This is a genomic window from Vibrio sp. 10N.222.55.A1, from assembly GCF_041473835.1.
In the GTDB taxonomy this organism is placed as follows: Bacteria; Pseudomonadota; Gammaproteobacteria; order Enterobacterales; family Vibrionaceae; genus Vibrio; species Vibrio crassostreae_C.
In genome coordinates, this window is sequence record NZ_JBFRSX010000038.1 from 25,841 (window position 1) to 41,984 (window position 16,144).

The window sequence follows — 16,144 nt, forward strand, 5'->3', positions numbered from 1 at the left end:
GCTTAACAGAGCTAGCCCTACTGACTCATCTCAGGGAAATCAAAACATGGAACAACGCTACGATTATATTATCGTCGGCGCGGGTTCGGCCGGCTGTGTGTTAGCGGATAGGCTAACGGAAAGCGGTGAACATAGCGTTTTATTACTGGAAGCTGGTGGCACGGATAAGAGTATTTTTATCCAAATGCCAACCGCGCTTTCTTACCCAATGAATACTGAAAAGTACGCTTGGCAATTTGAAACAGAGAAAGAACCGGGCCTTGATGGACGTGAACTGCACTGCCCACGTGGCAAAGTGTTAGGCGGTAGCTCATCGATCAACGGCATGGTTTATGTTCGTGGCCACGCGTGTGATTTTGACCAATGGGAAGAAGAGGGTGCAGCGGGTTGGAACTATCAAGCATGCTTGCCTTACTTCCGCCGTGCTGAATCATGGAACAAAGGCGGTGATGAATACCGTGGTGACAATGGCCCTGTCGGCACTTGTAATGGTAACGATATGGAGCTTAACCCGCTTTACCAAGCATTCATCGATGCAGGTAAAGACGCTGGTTACCCAGAAACCAACGATTACAACGGCTACCAGCAAGAAGGCTTCGGCACTATGCATATGACGGTAGACAAGGGTGTTAGAGCCTCAACCTCTAACGCTTATTTACGTCGAGCATTGAAGCGTTCAAACCTGACCTTGAAGAAAGGTATCGTGGCGCGTCGTTTCTTACTTGAAGCACAAGACTTAGAAGGTCAATCAGGCTTGAAAGCGGTTGGTGTCGAGTTTGAAAAGTCAGGCAATACCCAGGTGGCTGTGGCGAACAAAGAAGTGATCTCTTCTGCGGGTTCTATTGGCTCGGTTCAACTGCTGCAGCTTTCTGGTATCGGCCCGAAAGCCGTGCTTGAAAAGGCCGGCGTTGAAGTTAAACACGAACTAAGCGGTGTCGGTGAAAACCTTCAAGATCACCTAGAAGTGTACTTCCAATATCACTGCAACGAACCCATCACGCTCAACAGCAAGCTTGGCTTGGTCAGCAAGGGCATGATTGGCGCGGAATGGATTCTGACTCGTAAAGGCCTTGGTGCCACTAACCACTTTGAATCGTGCGCGTTCATTCGTTCTCGCAAAGGATTGAAGTGGCCAAACATTCAATATCACTTCCTGCCAGCAGCGATGCGTTACGACGGGCAAGCGGCCTTTGATGGTCACGGTTTCCAAGTACACGTTGGGCCTAACAAGCCAGAGAGTCGCGGTACGGTAGCGATCACTTCTGCTGATCCGCATGCCAAGCCAGAGATCATTTTCAACTACATCTCGACTGAACAAGATCGCCAAGATTGGCGCGATTGTATTCGTCTGACGCGTGAGATTTTGTCTCAACCTGCGATGGATGTGTACCGAGGCAAAGAGATTCAGCCGGGTCTAAATATTACTTCTGATGAAGCGATTGATGAATGGGTTAAGCAGAACGTTGAAAGTGCATATCACCCTTCTTGTGGCTGCAAAATGGGTTCAGATAACGACCCAATGGCGGTGCTTGATGAAGAGTGTCGCGTTCGCGGTATCGACAGCTTACGTGTTGTCGACTCATCGGTTTTCCCAACCATTCCAAACGGCAATTTGAACGCCCCGACCATTATGGTTGCTGAGCGTGCTTCCGATTTGATTTTAGGTAAGCCGATGCTCAAAGCGCAGGACGTTCCAGTGTGGATTGCACCTGAGTGGCAAGAGAAGCAAAGAATAAATAAACCAGTAAGAGAAGCGTAAGCCTCTGTTATTAGTTCAAAAATAGAAAGTAGTTCAAACATAGAAAAAGCAAAAAGTAACAACAAAAATTAGTCAAAAGTCAGAAGAACTGCTCTCTATCGGTGTTGATATCGAGCAGAAAAAGGAAAGATAAAAAGGAACCATTATGACGACTCTAAATATTCAGAACATGACCACGAAAACGTTAACAGCACTAGCCATTAGTTCATTTGCATTTGGTGCTAACGCTTCTATTGAACCACAGCAATGTGAAAACGTTCGCTTCGCTGATGTAGGCTGGACTGACATTACCGCAACAACCGCCGTTACTTCTGAACTATTAAAAGGCCTTGGTTACCAAACCAAAACCGACCTACTTTCAGTACCGGTGACTTACTCTTCAATGGCGAACGGCGATATTGATGTATTCCTAGGTAACTGGATGCCAACCATGGAAGGCGATATTGCTAAGTACCGTGAAGCGGGCACGGTTGAAACCGTTCGTGCCAACCTTGAAGGCGCAAAATACACACTAGCTGTACCAAAATATGTGTACGACTCTGGCGTAAAAAGCTTCGCAGACCTAGCAAAACATGCCGACAAATTTAAAGACCGCATCTACGGCATCGAGCCGGGTAACGACGGTAACCGCTTAATCCAATCAATGATTGATTCTGACGCGTTTGGCTTGAAAGATTTCAGCCTAGTGGAATCAAGTGAAGCGGGCATGGTATCGCAAGTATCTCGCGCTGCTCGTCGTAGCCAGTGGATCGTTTACCTTGGTTGGGCACCGCACCCAATGAACAGCAATGTTGAGATGGAATACCTATCAGGTGGCGACGACTTCTTTGGCCCTAACTACGGTGGCGCGAATGTTTATACTAACGTTCGTTCAAATTACCTGTCTGAGTGTGCAAACGTCGGTCAACTTCTACAAAACCTAGAATTCACTCTAGAGATGGAAAATCAGTTGATGGAAGAGATTCTTAACCAAAAAGTGAAGCCAGAAAAAGCGGCTCAACAATGGTTGAACAATAACCCTCAACAAGTTGAAGCTTGGTTAGACAACGTAAAAACGCATAAAGGTGAATCAGCGACTCAAGCGGTTACTGAATACCTAAAACAAGTTAAAGCTTAGTTCTACCTATCTCAACAGCTACATAAATAATAAAGGTGGGCTTACCAATTTATCGATTGGTTTGAAGTAGCCCGCCCATAATAAAAGGCAATATTGTGAATTTTATTACGGAAAACAAAATCCCTGTCGGACAATGGATGGAAGCGGGTGTTGATTGGCTAACAATCAATGCAGCAGGATTCTTTGACGCTATTTCGATTTTTTTAGAAACCGTCATTATGTTTTTAGTCGATGTATTTAAGTGGATGCCGCCTGCACTGCCAATCGTGATGACTGCTGCGATTGCATGGTACTTACACCGTAAACCTTCGCTGGTGATCTTTGTGGTCGCGGCTTTGCTGACTATTCTTAACCTCGGCTACTGGCAAGAAATGCTGGAAACCTTTGTTCTCGTCTTTGCGGCGACAACGATTTCCGTATTAATTGGCGTACCGGTTGGCATCATGGCTGCGCATCGTCCTTGGCTCTATACGATGTTGCGCCCAATTTTGGATTTAATGCAGACCGTTCCAACGTTTGTGTATCTGATTCCAACTCTGGTTCTATTCGGCTTGGGCATCGTTCCTGGCTTAATCTCGACCATTATTTTCGCGATAGCTGCTCCGATTCGTTTGACCTACTTAGGGGTAACGAAAGTCCCTGAAGAGTTGATTGAAGCGGGTAAAGCCTTTGGTGCAAGTCGCATGAAGTTACTGCTCAAAGTTGAATTACCTGCCGCTCTGCCAAGCATCATGGCGGGTGTAACCCAATGTATTATGTTGTCGCTTTCGATGGTGGTTATCGCCGCTCTTGTCGGTGCTGACGGACTTGGTAAACCGGTTGTTCGTGCATTGAACACAGTGAACATCTCACAAGGTTTTGAAGCCGGATTAGCGATTGTTTTAGTTGCAATCATTCTTGACCGCTTGTGCAAAACACCAAACCAGAAGGAAGCTTAATCATGTCTATCTCTCAAGAACAAAAGCCAATGGACGCGATTGCCATTAAAAACCTTGATGTTGTGTTTGGTAACAAAGCCAATCAAGCGCTTGATCTACTCGACCAAGGTAAAACTCGCCAAGAGATCATTGATGAAACAGGGCAAGTTGTTGGTGTGGATAATGTATCGCTGACGGTGGAAGAAGGCGAGATCTGTGTATTGATGGGTTTGTCTGGTTCTGGTAAATCATCTTTGCTTCGCGCAGTTAACGGTTTGAATGAGATCAGCCGTGGTTCACTAACAATCAAAGACGGTGACCAACAAGTCGATTTAGCACAGTGTGATGAAGCGACTCTGCGTCATCTTCGTACTCACCGCGTATCAATGGTGTTCCAAAAGTTTGCTTTGATGCCATGGCTTAACGTATTAGACAACGTGGCATTTGGTCTTGAAATGCAGGGTGTCGCTAAAGATGTTCGTCGTGCTAAGGCGCGTGAACAATTAGAAATGGTCGGCCTAGCCGAATGGGAAACGAAATTCCCGCATGAGCTTTCTGGTGGTATGCAGCAACGTGTCGGTTTGGCACGAGCGTTTGCCATGGACACTGACATTCTATTGATGGACGAACCGTTCTCAGCGCTTGACCCATTGATTCGAGCTCAACTACAAGATGAACTGATCACGCTGCAAAACAAACTCAACAAGACGATTCTGTTCGTGAGTCACGACCTAGATGAAGCTCTGAAAATTGGCAATAACATTGCGATCATGGAGTCAGGCAAACTGATTCAACACGGTAAACCTGAAGAGATCGTTCTGACGCCGAAAACAGAATATGTGAAGGACTTTGTTGCTCACACCAACCCGTTGAATGTGCTTAAAGGTCGTTCTTTGATGCAGCCTCTTGATTCACTGACGCAAGAGAATGAAAGCTGGAAGATCTGCGATTCTAAAGACCTTTGGATTGAACAGAGTGAAGGTGCTTTATCGGTCAAAGGTGAATCGACTTTGGCGCTTGTCGAGTGGAGCGAGTCAGATGACTTAGCGGCGATCAGCGCGTCGAGTGTCGTGGTCACAAGCCCTGAAATTGGCATGCGTGATGCGATCAAGCTCAAGCAGATCAGTAACCATCCGATTTTGCTGGTTGAAGACAATCAATTGGTTGGGATCTTGGATAATAGCGAGTTCTACAACGCGCTGACAGGTAATTTTCAACTAAATAATGCTGCTTAGTCTTTTGAACTAAAATAGTCAGATATCGAAACATTTAATAGGTAGTGGGGCCATCACAACCTCCCTACCTATTTGACTGCTCTGCTTTTTTATTTGTTAACGACTTCTGGCTTTTTGTTACCTTGTTAGCCGATATAAGAGCGAAAATCGTGACTCATTGAGCAAAAGTGTTGCCCTGCGCAAATTCAGAGGCATAGAAAAGATTGAGAATAGTATGAACATCAGTACAATGCGGAAAAATTAATGACGTAATTTATCAATTTACAGTGTAATTTGAGCGGTCCTGACTCCGATTTCATGAGAGTTCTTCGCTTCGACACTGTAAAACCACTCACAGTATATTAGTACAAAGGTCTGCATCTTGGACAAACATGACGAAATCCTGGTCGCTATTCGACAAATTATTCGCGCTATCGATTTACACTCGAAAAAGCTGAGTAAAGAGTATGGTTTGACTGGCCCTCAATTAATTCTAATGAGAGCAATCCAAGAAATGGGTAATGTGACGATCAAAGAATTGTCGAATCACACCAATGTAAGCCAAGCCACAACCACGACGATCATCGATCGCCTAGAGTTGAATGGTTACGTACAACGTATCCGTAGTGTTGCAGACCGTCGTAAAGTGCATGCGAACTTGACGGAAAAAGGCCAAGAGCTGCTAAACAATGCGCCACCGCCGCTGCAAGATAACTTCGTTAAAAAATTCCAAAACCTAGAACCGTGGGAGCAGAGCCTACTGCTTTCCTCGATGCAACGCGTATCATCAATGATGAACGCAGAAGACATCGATGCTGCCCCAGTGCTACAGCTTGAAGGCATTGCCAACGTTGCCAAGAGCTAGTCAGGAAGATTATTTAATTGTTTTAAAACAATAAATTAGAATAATATTTAGTGGTCGCTTTAAGCGGCCATTTTTGATCTTGTAGCCTCTATCCCTTTGACTATTTCAGTCCAAACTGTCTTCCAATTACTCCTTTCGATTTTAAATTCCCAAGCTTTCTGATTTTTAATTTGTTTAACGTTTATTCACTTATTTCATAAACGCTTTGACGATTCTCTGACAAAATAATACTAGACCGACCGGTTTGTTGTGTATTATTGTGTGCCTCTCCTAACCATGAGGTGATGTATGAAACATGAATTGACGGCAACACAAATGACAGCGACGTTGAAGACTATGCAGGAAGCTTTTGCAGATGACCCGATGCCCACTGTGTCGGTGAGAATAGAACAGTTGCTTGCGCTGAAATCTGCTCTGATCGATTACACAGACCGTTTGTGTGCCGCGGTAAGTGAGGACTATGGTCACCGCAGCCGACAAGATACTTTGATGGCCGACATACTTCCTTGTTTAGGAAATATCGATCACACCATCGAGTGTTTGCCACATTGGTCGACATCTTCAATTCGCCACTCCGGTCCTTTGCTTTCAACTTCTCGTGTTGAAGTGGTTTATCAGCCTAAAGGCGTAGTGGGGATCATTGCCCCGTGGAATTTCCCTATCATGTTATCCGTAGGCCCGCTCATTTCAGCCTTGGCAGCGGGCAATCGCGCCATGATCAAGATGAGTGAATTTACGCCAGAAACCAATCACGTTTTAAGACAACTATTGGATGAAGTCTTCAATGCCAACGAGGTATGTCTTGTTGAGGGCGAGGTTGAAATTGCCGCGGCATTTTCGGCGTTGCCGTTTGATCACCTTCTGTTTACGGGTTCAACCCAAGTGGGTCGCCAAGTGATGAAGTCAGCGGCTGATACGCTAACTCCTGTCACGCTTGAGCTGGGTGGAAAGTCGCCGGTTATCGTGGCTGAAGATATGCCAGTCGATCTTGCTGTTGAGCGAATCATTTATGGTAAGAGCCTAAATAACGGTCAAGTGTGTGTTGCTCCAGATTACGTGCTACTCCCTGAAGAGAAGCTTGAAGCCTTCATTCTTGAGTATAAAAAACAGTACCAATTATTGTTTGATGAAGGGATCTACTCTGAGAGTTTAACCTCGCTCATTAACCCTCGCCAATGTGATCGTATTGTTGGTTTATTGAATGAAGAGCAGGAAGCTGGGACACGAATCGTTGCTTGCCATGACGAAGCGATGGACCTAGATACTCATCGATTGGTGACACATTTGATCGTTGAACCAAGCCTGTCATCCAAAGTGATGAACGAAGAAATTTTCGGCCCATTATTACCCTTGATTACGTATCGCAATATCGAAGAGGCGTTCCAAGTCATCAATAGCAAACCAAGGCCGTTAGCACTCTACCTGATGAGCTTTGATTTGAGTTTACAGGCTCAGGTTAAGCACCAAGTTCACTCCGGTGGCATGTGTATTAATGACTGTGTTTTCCATTTAGCGGTTGATGACGCGCCGTTTGGTGGCATTGGCGAATCAGGCCAGGGCAATTATCACGGTAAAGAAGGGTTTATCACTTTCTCTCACGCTAAAACTGTGTTGGAAACAGGTTTAGATCACCGCGTTAAGCATCTGTTTTCAAAAGAAGACAACGAATTAAAAACCGCAGTGATGGGCATGCTTGGCCAGTAAATCACTGTTGGTATGACACTGTTTATTTTTCAAAAAGTTATTTTCACGAAATTATTTTAAGAGGTTACTTTTATGTTGGAACGTTTTTTTGAACGTACGATCAAATCGTATTTGATGATTACAGGTTTCTTAACGGCGACGGCTTTTTCCACTTTCCTAGCGCCTGATTGGAGTATGCAGACGCTGTTCTCGTACAACGATACCATGATGGAAAACAAAGAGTATTTGCTCGGTACTTATCAACACTGGGGTGTGGTGGTTGGCTGTATTGGTGTGTTGTTGATGTTCTCGGCGAAGTACAAATCGCTGCGTACCTCAACCATGATTTACAGCGCATTTGAGAAGTCGATGTTTGTTGGCATCTTCTTATACAACGTGTGTATCAACGATTATGAGTGGTTCTATGGCTGGAGCGGCGTGTTTGCGCTCGATGGATTTGTGACCGTTTATTCTTTGGTTTATCTGTACTACTACCTCACTAGAGATAAGAGTAAGGTCCCAGCTTACCTTCGTTAATCGTTAACCGTTTGTGAGTTGCTCAGGGTGAGTCAATGACACTTCTTTAATGATCAATAGCTTACTTATGATTACAGCCCGCATTTGCGGGCTTTTTTCGTTTTGGGGCAATGATCCATAAAGATCTTAATTGACAGATCTTTGACATTTACGCTCTAGACCGACCGGTTTGTTTTGGTTATTGTTTAGTCATCAACTAGAAATGAGGTAAACACCATGACAGCCAATAATTTTAATTTTCAACTGAAAACCATTGTTCACGCTCAGGAGAACGGTATCGAAAATATTCCGTCTCTGTTTGCTCGATTGGGTGCGAAGCGAGTCGTGCTTTTTTCTGATAAGGGCTTGGAATCGTTGGGCTTTGTTGAGCAATTCTCGGCACTGTTTGTTAATCCGGAAGCTAGCCAAGATGCTGCGCAACTCGTCGGCGTGTATACCGACATTGCTCCGGATGCGACGTGCGACAACATTAACTCTGCAATTGAGTTTGCGAACAACTTGAATGCAGACGCTATTTTGTCAGTCGGTGGCGGTAGTGTGATTGATGCTTCGAAAGGCGTGAAATACGCACTTCATAAACAGATTGATGATATCCGCACTGTGATTGCCGGCGGTGGCTTTATGGAAGTGTGGCCAAATAACGAAGACATTCGAGTGCCTCACATTGCGGTACCAACAACAGCAGGCACGGGCGCAGAAGCTTCTCCGATTGCTGTTTTTTACAACGAGCATGAAAACATTAAGGCAAGTTTGGTTGCGTCTGGTTTAGAAGCTGACATTGCGATTCTTGATCCAACGGTTACGACTAAATTACCCGCTCACCTTACTCGTTCCACTGCGATGGATGCACTTACACATGCGGTTGAAGCGATTGTTTCGCCAATGAGCAACTCTTTTACCGATGCTTACGGTATCCAAGCGGCAAAATTGATTGTTGAAAACTTACCCGTGGCACTTGAGGAACCTGAAAATCTCACGGCACGCGGCAATCTTCTTCAAGCTAGCACCATGGCAATCTCTGCGTTCTACTCTTCATTGGGCGGTATCCCAATCCACAACTGTGCTCATGCCTTTGGTGCGATTAGCCATATCCCTCATGGCGACGCCAACACGGTATTGATGCCGGTAGTGATTGAAGCTTTGCCTGAATTCTATATGCCAAACGCATTCAAATTAGCCCAAGCGTTCTCGGTTGATTGCACAGGTACCGACGAGATGGTTTACCAGAGAGTGTTGGGCTTTTTAAACGATTTCCAAACTCGTGTCGGAGCGATGAAGCGCTTTAGTAGCTGGGAGTTTGATGATAATGAGAAGGTCAATATTGCCGAAGCAATTGAAAAAGATATTTGCTTCCAGTTTTACCCAATTTCAAAGCAAGTGATTGAACAGATTATAGAAAAATCCATCTAGTTAGTTGCTGAGAAGATTTAGTCATTAATTGTACACCGAGGACTCACCATGAAGATTGAAAACGTATTGCTGTCTAGCTTGTGCATTATCGCGCCATTCCTGATTTTCACCTAATCCATTCAACAGGGACGTTGTGACTTTTATTCCCGAGGAGGAAATAAATGATCAATAAACGTTTAACTACCGTGATTCTGACTGGTGTTTTGGCTGCTGTGTTTTTTGCCAAAGCAAGCGTTGGAAGCGAAAGCTCTAAGAACCTGGCCACTATGGTTCAATCGCAGCAGCATCAAGATGTCGTGCAACTGTTGGATCAAGCTTACCAAGGGCAATTGGATGCCCAGCTCTCTGTCGCTTATTTATATCTGAGCGGAGAGGGCGTCGAGCAGAACGATGATAAAGCTGCTCAATGGTTCGAGACCGCCGCGAGTAAAGGTAGCCCTGAAGCTCAAACTCAGCTTGGCCTGATGTATTTCTCTGGAAGTGGCGTTGAAGTGAGCCAAGCGGAAGCTGTCACCTGGATTGGTATGGCAGCAGCTCAAGAGTATGACCCTGCGCTCGACTTATTACATTGGATGTCGCAAGCCGCGCATTAATTCAAATCTTAACTCAGGTTACTCACAGAAAAAGTTACTCGCAGAAAAGTTAATTACTGAAACAAGTTAATCACAGAAATTGGAGAACGTCTTATGCAGACATTCAAGAAATCTTTAGTCTTCACTGCAATGGCTGCGGCAAGCAGTGCTGCTCTTGCGGCTGAATCAGAAAAACCGAATATTGTTGTTATTGTTGGCGATGATGTGGGCTTTGCCGATACACAGCCTTATGGCTCAGAAGCGGATACCCCAAACCTAATGGCGCTGGCTGAAGAGGGGGTTAAGTTTACTAACTTTCACGCGTCACCAACCTCATCGGTAACGCGCTCTATGATGCTAACCGGAGCAAACAGTCACGAGGTTGGGCTAGGCACCTTTGATTATGCCGTCTATCCGGGCGCTATTGGTAAGCAGGGTTATGAAGGTTACCTCACTAAGAAAGGTGTTACGGTCGCCACGTTGCTTGAAGAGAGCGGCTATAACACTTACCTCTCTGGTAAATGGCATTTGGGGCACGAGGATGGCTTCCTACCTGATGATCGAGGTTTTGGTGAGAGTTATGGTATTTTAGCGGGCGGTTCGAATCACTTTAACCGAGATATGATGTTCCGAGCCAAAAACGCTGCGACAGCGGATGCGCTGCAAAAAGGCGATATTCCCGGTGTTGAAGTTGAGCCAACTTACCGCAACGGTGAAGTGGTTGAGGATAAATACAAAGGCGAATACTCAGACCAAGTTTACACCAACGAGATCATCAAGATGATCGACAGCAAAAAAGACGACGGCAAGCCTTTCTTCGCTTACGTCCCATTCACCGGTATTCACCTGCCACTGCAAGCGCCTGAGTCTGCCTATCAAGATAAAGTCGATTACTACGTTGAACATGGTTGGGACTCGGTTCGAGAAGATCGTTTCCAACGCATGAAAGAGATGGGCGTGATTCCTAAAGAGGCTGATATCTCAGGACGTAATTCATTAAGCCGCCCTTGGGACTCGCTTTCTGAGAAAGAACAAAAGTGGTACGGCAAGAAAATGGCTGTCGCAATGGGCATGATGGAGATGCAGGACCAACAAGTCGGTCAGATAGTCGATTATCTGAAAGAAATCGGGGAATACGATAATACCTACATCATGTATCTAGCGGATAACGGCCCAGAAGCGGCGGATATTACCGGTGAAAACATCAGTGACCTGATCCGAACGTGGACCGCTCATCATTTCGATAATTCGACCGAAAACTTAGGTAAGGCGAACTCCAGTGTGTCACTTGGTCCTGAGTGGGCAAGCGCTTCAACCGGCGGCCTATCTTGGTACAAAGCTTACACAGCAGAGGGCGGCATCCGTGTGCCGTTTATCGTTAAGCCAGCCAAAGCGCTTTTAGAAGGTGGAGATGCGTTGCAACCGGGAACTCAAACAGACGACTTATCACAAGTGAAAGACATTGCAGCCACGATTCTTGAAATTGCAGAGGTAGAGCATCCAGGAACGGAATATCAAGGTCGAGAAGTCGCGCCGATGAGTGGTGTGAGCTTGTTGCCTTACTTCAAAGGTGAAACGGCAGAGGTGCACAGTGCCGATAATGCGATTCCATTTGAATTGTTTGGTAGCGGGATTTTGCTAAAAGGTGATTACAAGATCATTCGAATCTCTACCGGTATGGGCGGTGACAGTGAATGGCACTTATACAACACCAAGAAAGACCCTGCTGAGCAACATGACTTGAGAAATCAAATGCCAGATCTGTTCCTTGAAATGGTCGCTGAATATCAAGAGTACGAAAAAGCGCAAAACATCGTCCCGGTTGACGAAGCGTGGAATCCGTTTGAAAACGTGAAATAGAGGAAATGAACCACTCGGCCAACCTAATGCCATTAAGCTTGGTTGGTCGATGAACACCGTGTAAAGGAATTACGAATTGTTTTGGCTAATACAATAACTTTTACATCGAGGCACTCTTCATGACGACATTATCGCTATCAAACTTGAGTTCAATTCCACAGTTCAATGGCAAAGCACACAGCAAGCTTCAAGCGCTAGCAAAACCGATTGGGGCGGTGTGTAATATCAGCTTCACCTACTGCTATTATTTAGAAAAACAGCAGCTGCTTGAATACCCAAAAGGCTCTCAATATACGATGGATGAAGTCCTGTTAGAGCGTTATATCAAACAGTACATAGAGGGGCAGAACACGCCTGAAATCATCTTTTCTTGGCATGCTGGAGAGCCTACCTTGTTGGGGATTGAGTACTTTCAAAAGGTCGTCGAGCTGCAGAAAAATATTGTCCCAACCACAGTAAGATCAGCAATGACCTTCAAACCAACGGAACGTTATTGAATGATGCGTGGTGCGAGTTCTTCAAGAACAATGACTTTATCATTGGCGTCAGTATTGATGGACCAGAGCACCTACATAATCACTACCGAACTAACCGTGCAGGCAAAGGCACTTTTTCTCAAACAATGCGTGGCATTCGCTACTTGAAACAACATAACGTCGAGTTCGCGACTCTAAGCTGCGTGAATGATGTGACAGGTAAGTATCCATTAGAGGTCTATCGCTTTCTACGCGATGAAGTGGGTTCGAAGCAATTGCAGTTTATTCCTGTGGTCGATAAGCGTGAGGCTCATACCAACAATAAATGGTTGAGCAACCAACAAGCGATCATTCCTGTATCAGGTGAGGTTGAACCGTGGAGTGTCGGCTCTGCGCAATGGGGAGAGTTCCTCACTACCATTTTTGATGAGTGGTTCGAACACGATTTTGGTCGAGTGTTAGTGCCGTACTTTGAAAATTTTGTCGGTGTATGGATGGGCAGAGAAAGCACCATGTGCACGCTGAGTGAGATCTGCGGCAAAGGTTTAGCGGTTGAGCCCAATGGCGATGTGTACTCATGTGATCATTATGTCTTTCCTGAATTTCAGTTAGGTAATATTCAGGAACAAGCACTTTCAACTTTAGCCTTTTCGCCAAAGCAGCAGCGTTTTGGGTTCGCCAAACAAAAGTCTCTGCCGAAACAATGCCAAGCCTGTGAGTTTAAATTTGCATGTCATGGCGAATGCCCTAAAAACCGTATCATCACAAGCCGAGATGGTGAGGCGGGGTTAAATTATCTCTGTGAAGGTTGGCTGAGCTTCTTCAAGCATATCGACCCGGTTATTAAGGGCTTACTCAAAGCCAATAATATTGCGTCTCGTCTGGGGTAGCGGAGTAGGCGTGAATGGATTCAATCAAGATTTAAGTTAGATAGAAGGCTCGCTAAATTGTGCGAGCCTTTTGGTTTTTGGTTTTTGGTTACGGGGGTATTTAGTCAGCCGATTCTTGTGCCGAGATCATGGCAAGAATGGTCTCATCCATGGCATTGTTTAGAATCGAACGATTGCGCTGCATAGCGGCCATAAGCGTTGAGCCTAGCCATAAGCCATAAAGCGTGCGAGATAGCGATTCTGGCTCTGCGATAGTGAAATCACCAGCCTCATTGCCTTCTTCAAACAGCTTCGCCATACGCAGGATGATCTTTTCTGCGCCTTCTGCCATGGTCGATTGCAACGGGTTTTCAGAACCAGCTACTTCTCCCGCCAGTTTTACGACAAGACATTGGATATTGAAGTCTTCAGTCAGTTTCGATGCACACCAAAACTCGAAATAGGCTTTAACGCGATCACGACGAGAAAGCGATTCATCACTTAAAAAGTCATCCAGCTTAGCGAGATGCTCATCAAAGTAGTTAGTAAGAAGGACCTCACCAAAGTGCTCTTTGGATTTAAAGTAGTGGTAAAAAGAACCCTTCGTGCCTTCCGCTTGGTTGATGATTTTCATCAGGCCAACACCAGCAAACCCGTGTTCATTAATAAGGCTAAACCCTGCATCGAGCATAGCTTGTCGCATGTCTTTCATTGTTCTTACTCTTTATGCTGAGAATGAGGAATAGTGTAACGAGCAACATACCAACCGTCCAGTCTAGCGCGTTAGGACACGGTCAATAATTGACTCGTTTCGTCAAATTGATTTTTCTCTTGCTTACACTTCTAAGCGATAAAACTTTTTTCAAGATAAGCGCATGCTATAAAACGAAAATAACAACCTTATAGGGCTTGTTTGGTGCCTTAAAATGGCTAAATTGGGGTGTTTTAAGTTGCTGTTTTTGTTGGTTTTTAATTTGGTGTTTTCTTGAGATCGCAATGATAGTCTTAGATTAATTTCTTTAGGGGGCTAAATGGACACCAATAACAGCACTTATCATCACCACAATTTTGCTCAGCAAGACTTATCAGAGCTTACATTTACAGCCTGTACGTTTATCCGTTGTGATTTCAGACGTTCGAACTTACGTGATGCAACGTTTATTAACTGTAAGTTTATCGAACAAGGCGATATTGAGGGATGCCACTTCGATGTTGCAGATTTGCGTGATGCAAGTTTTCAGAACTGTCAGTTGGCGATGGCGAATTTTAGCAACGCGAATTGCTACGGTATTGAGTTACGTGATTGTGACCTGAAAGGGGCGAACTTTACTCGCGCTAACTTTGCCAATCAGGTAAGCAATAGAATGTACTTTTGCTCTGCGTATATTACGGGCTGTAATCTGTCATACGCCAATTTTGAACAAGCTTGTTTAGAGAAGTGTGAGCTGTTTGAGAACCGTTGGATAGGCACTTACCTTGGCGGCGCGTCACTGAAAGAGTCTGATCTCAGCCGAGGTGTGTTCTCGGAAGATGTATGGGGGCAATTCAGTATGCAAGGTGCTAATTTATGCCATGCTGAATTAGAAGGGTTAGATCCTCGCAAGGTAGACACATCGGGGATTAAAATCGTTGCTTGGCAGCAAGAGCAACTGCTTGAAACCATGGGTATTGTGGTCATGCCCGATTGATAGCTGTAATTTCCAACGGCAGGCTATTTGGAATATGTAAGATTTCGCTATAGAAGAAAAGCCCAAAGCTAATAACTTTGGGCTTTTCCGTATTTGGTCGCATGCATTTTATAATGATGTTTAGAAAAGAGAATGCTTGGCGAATATAGGGTTGATTAATGCATACCTGAACGCATTTTGTCGGCGAGCGCAAAGAAGACAAAAACGACGAAACAGACTAGAGCAGCACACAGTGAAGTTAAGATGGTTGTGGCGTCTTTTGAAATCAATGGAATGGTGATAGAAGCTAGCGCTATCAACATAACAAGGATATGAACAATTCGACCCGGAATTGGATTTTTATGACAGAATGAAGCCCAGAGGTAACGCATTTTCAACACCAGTATAAAATTAGTGGTTTTATTCTATTTTCTTAGTGAGTATTTTGTAAATAACAATTGGTTACAATTGGTTGTAAATATGATCTAAGTCGAATTAGTATTAAACCAGTTAAATAACAGCAGTTTATTGATCTTTTATTGAATTTTAACTTTCAAAATGAACATCATAATATTCCGTATTCTTTGGAATGCTAAGTCAAATATTATTCGAATTTTTGTTTTTTGACTTAAGATCTCATTTATTGAGTGTTCTGTTAAGAGACCGTTTGCGTACAGGTATTGGTGGCGTAACTATCAAGCGAATTAGAGTCATCCTAGAGCCTGTTATTCGTTTTATGTTATTTATCAAAGTGACTCCTCAAATTGAGAGCGAAGTAATCTTGTGAATTTTTCGGTTTGATATACTCAATATTCATTCGATAAAGATGATGGAGATGATATGTCGAAAACCGCGAAGATCATTAATGAAGATAAGCTGGTAAAAAAAGCAGTTGAAGTCGGTTTTAAGATGGCTAAGCTACAAGGTTTTGATTTGCCAAATTCATCCCAACCGATAAAGGTTAAAGCGGTGTACTTGTTCCTTGTTGAAGTCAATCAGATCACACCTCTCCCTGAGAGCAAGCTTGATGGTGCGAACATCAAGAAGCGTTTAGCACTCTGGCTTCATAATGCACTTCCTGACAATGACCCTTTGAAGTAAACTTGTATTACCTCATTTTTTATATTTGAAACCTAGCGATTTTTCGCTGGGTTTTTTGCTTTATGGAGCAGTAAAAATAGGTTCATCGCGGATTAGC

General features: G+C 44.4%; 14 protein-coding genes and 1 pseudogene. 13 read left to right on the forward strand and 2 right to left on the reverse strand.

The features are described 5' to 3' along the window. The first annotated feature begins 46 nt into the window (after positions 1-46). From betA to AB4493_RS13155, 11 genes and pseudogenes are all read left to right on the forward strand, one after another. Positions 47-1,759 (forward strand): choline dehydrogenase, encoded by a 1,713-nt coding sequence (gene betA, locus AB4493_RS13105; RefSeq protein ID WP_372155133.1) that lies wholly within the window; start codon positions 47-49, stop codon positions 1,757-1,759. A 145-nt stretch (positions 1,760-1,904) separates the two neighbouring features. Beyond that, a complete protein-coding gene (locus AB4493_RS13110; protein ID WP_229647607.1) occupies positions 1,905-2,876 on the forward strand; it encodes a choline ABC transporter substrate-binding protein in 972 nt (323 codons plus the stop codon). 95 nt (positions 2,877-2,971) lie between these two features. Beyond that, a complete protein-coding gene (gene choW / locus AB4493_RS13115) occupies positions 2,972-3,814 on the forward strand; it encodes a choline ABC transporter permease subunit (protein ID WP_060980753.1) in 843 nt (280 codons plus the stop codon). A gap of 2 nt (positions 3,815-3,816) precedes the next feature. Then, the gene (gene choV, locus AB4493_RS13120; RefSeq protein ID WP_371714243.1) at positions 3,817-5,028 is read left to right on the forward strand and encodes a choline ABC transporter ATP-binding protein; all 1,212 of its coding nucleotides are present in this window, start codon (positions 3,817-3,819) and stop codon (positions 5,026-5,028) included. A 361-nt stretch (positions 5,029-5,389) separates the two neighbouring features. Then, positions 5,390-5,872, forward strand: coding sequence for a MarR family winged helix-turn-helix transcriptional regulator (locus tag AB4493_RS13125; protein WP_017632044.1), 483 nt, complete (start codon positions 5,390-5,392; stop codon positions 5,870-5,872). A gap of 288 nt (positions 5,873-6,160) precedes the next feature. Beyond that, positions 6,161-7,576 (forward strand): coniferyl aldehyde dehydrogenase, encoded by a 1,416-nt coding sequence (locus tag AB4493_RS13130; protein ID WP_372155135.1) that lies wholly within the window; start codon positions 6,161-6,163, stop codon positions 7,574-7,576. A gap of 72 nt (positions 7,577-7,648) precedes the next feature. Continuing rightward, a complete protein-coding gene (locus AB4493_RS13135) occupies positions 7,649-8,092 on the forward strand; it encodes a hypothetical protein (protein ID WP_372155137.1) in 444 nt (147 codons plus the stop codon). Positions 8,093-8,308: 216 nt separating this feature from the next. Further along, positions 8,309-9,502 carry an iron-containing alcohol dehydrogenase gene (locus tag AB4493_RS13140; protein WP_371714240.1) on the forward strand — a complete coding sequence of 398 codons (1,194 nt, stop codon included), beginning with the start codon at positions 8,309-8,311 and terminating at the stop codon, positions 9,500-9,502. 161 nt (positions 9,503-9,663) lie between these two features. Continuing rightward, positions 9,664-10,095 (forward strand): tetratricopeptide repeat protein, encoded by a 432-nt coding sequence (locus AB4493_RS13145; protein WP_372155139.1) that lies wholly within the window; start codon positions 9,664-9,666, stop codon positions 10,093-10,095. A gap of 93 nt (positions 10,096-10,188) precedes the next feature. Then, entirely contained in the window at positions 10,189-11,934 is a 1,746-nt protein-coding gene (locus tag AB4493_RS13150) for an arylsulfatase (protein WP_372155141.1), read from the forward strand. A gap of 119 nt (positions 11,935-12,053) precedes the next feature. Further along, positions 12,054-13,300: pseudogene (locus tag AB4493_RS13155) on the forward strand (anaerobic sulfatase maturase). Positions 13,301-13,400: 100 nt separating this feature from the next. Here the strand turns inward: AB4493_RS13155 and AB4493_RS13160 are convergent. Next, entirely contained in the window at positions 13,401-13,991 is a 591-nt protein-coding gene (locus AB4493_RS13160) for a TetR/AcrR family transcriptional regulator (RefSeq protein ID WP_372155143.1), read from the reverse strand. A gap of 319 nt (positions 13,992-14,310) precedes the next feature. Between AB4493_RS13160 and AB4493_RS13165 the strand changes: the two genes are divergently transcribed. Beyond that, positions 14,311-14,967, forward strand: a complete 657-nt coding sequence (locus AB4493_RS13165; RefSeq protein ID WP_372155145.1) for a QnrS family quinolone resistance pentapeptide repeat protein — start codon at positions 14,311-14,313, stop codon at positions 14,965-14,967. A gap of 155 nt (positions 14,968-15,122) precedes the next feature. Here the strand turns inward: AB4493_RS13165 and AB4493_RS13170 are convergent, their stop codons facing one another. Continuing rightward, on the reverse strand, positions 15,123-15,338 hold the full coding sequence (locus AB4493_RS13170; protein ID WP_029235681.1) for a hypothetical protein: 216 nt from the start codon (positions 15,336-15,338) through the stop codon (positions 15,123-15,125). 448 nt (positions 15,339-15,786) lie between these two features. Between AB4493_RS13170 and AB4493_RS13175 the strand changes: the two genes are divergently transcribed. Further along, on the forward strand, positions 15,787-16,047 hold the full coding sequence (locus tag AB4493_RS13175) for a DUF5062 family protein (protein ID WP_065677671.1): 261 nt from the start codon (positions 15,787-15,789) through the stop codon (positions 16,045-16,047). Positions 16,048-16,144: the final 97 nt, after the last annotated feature.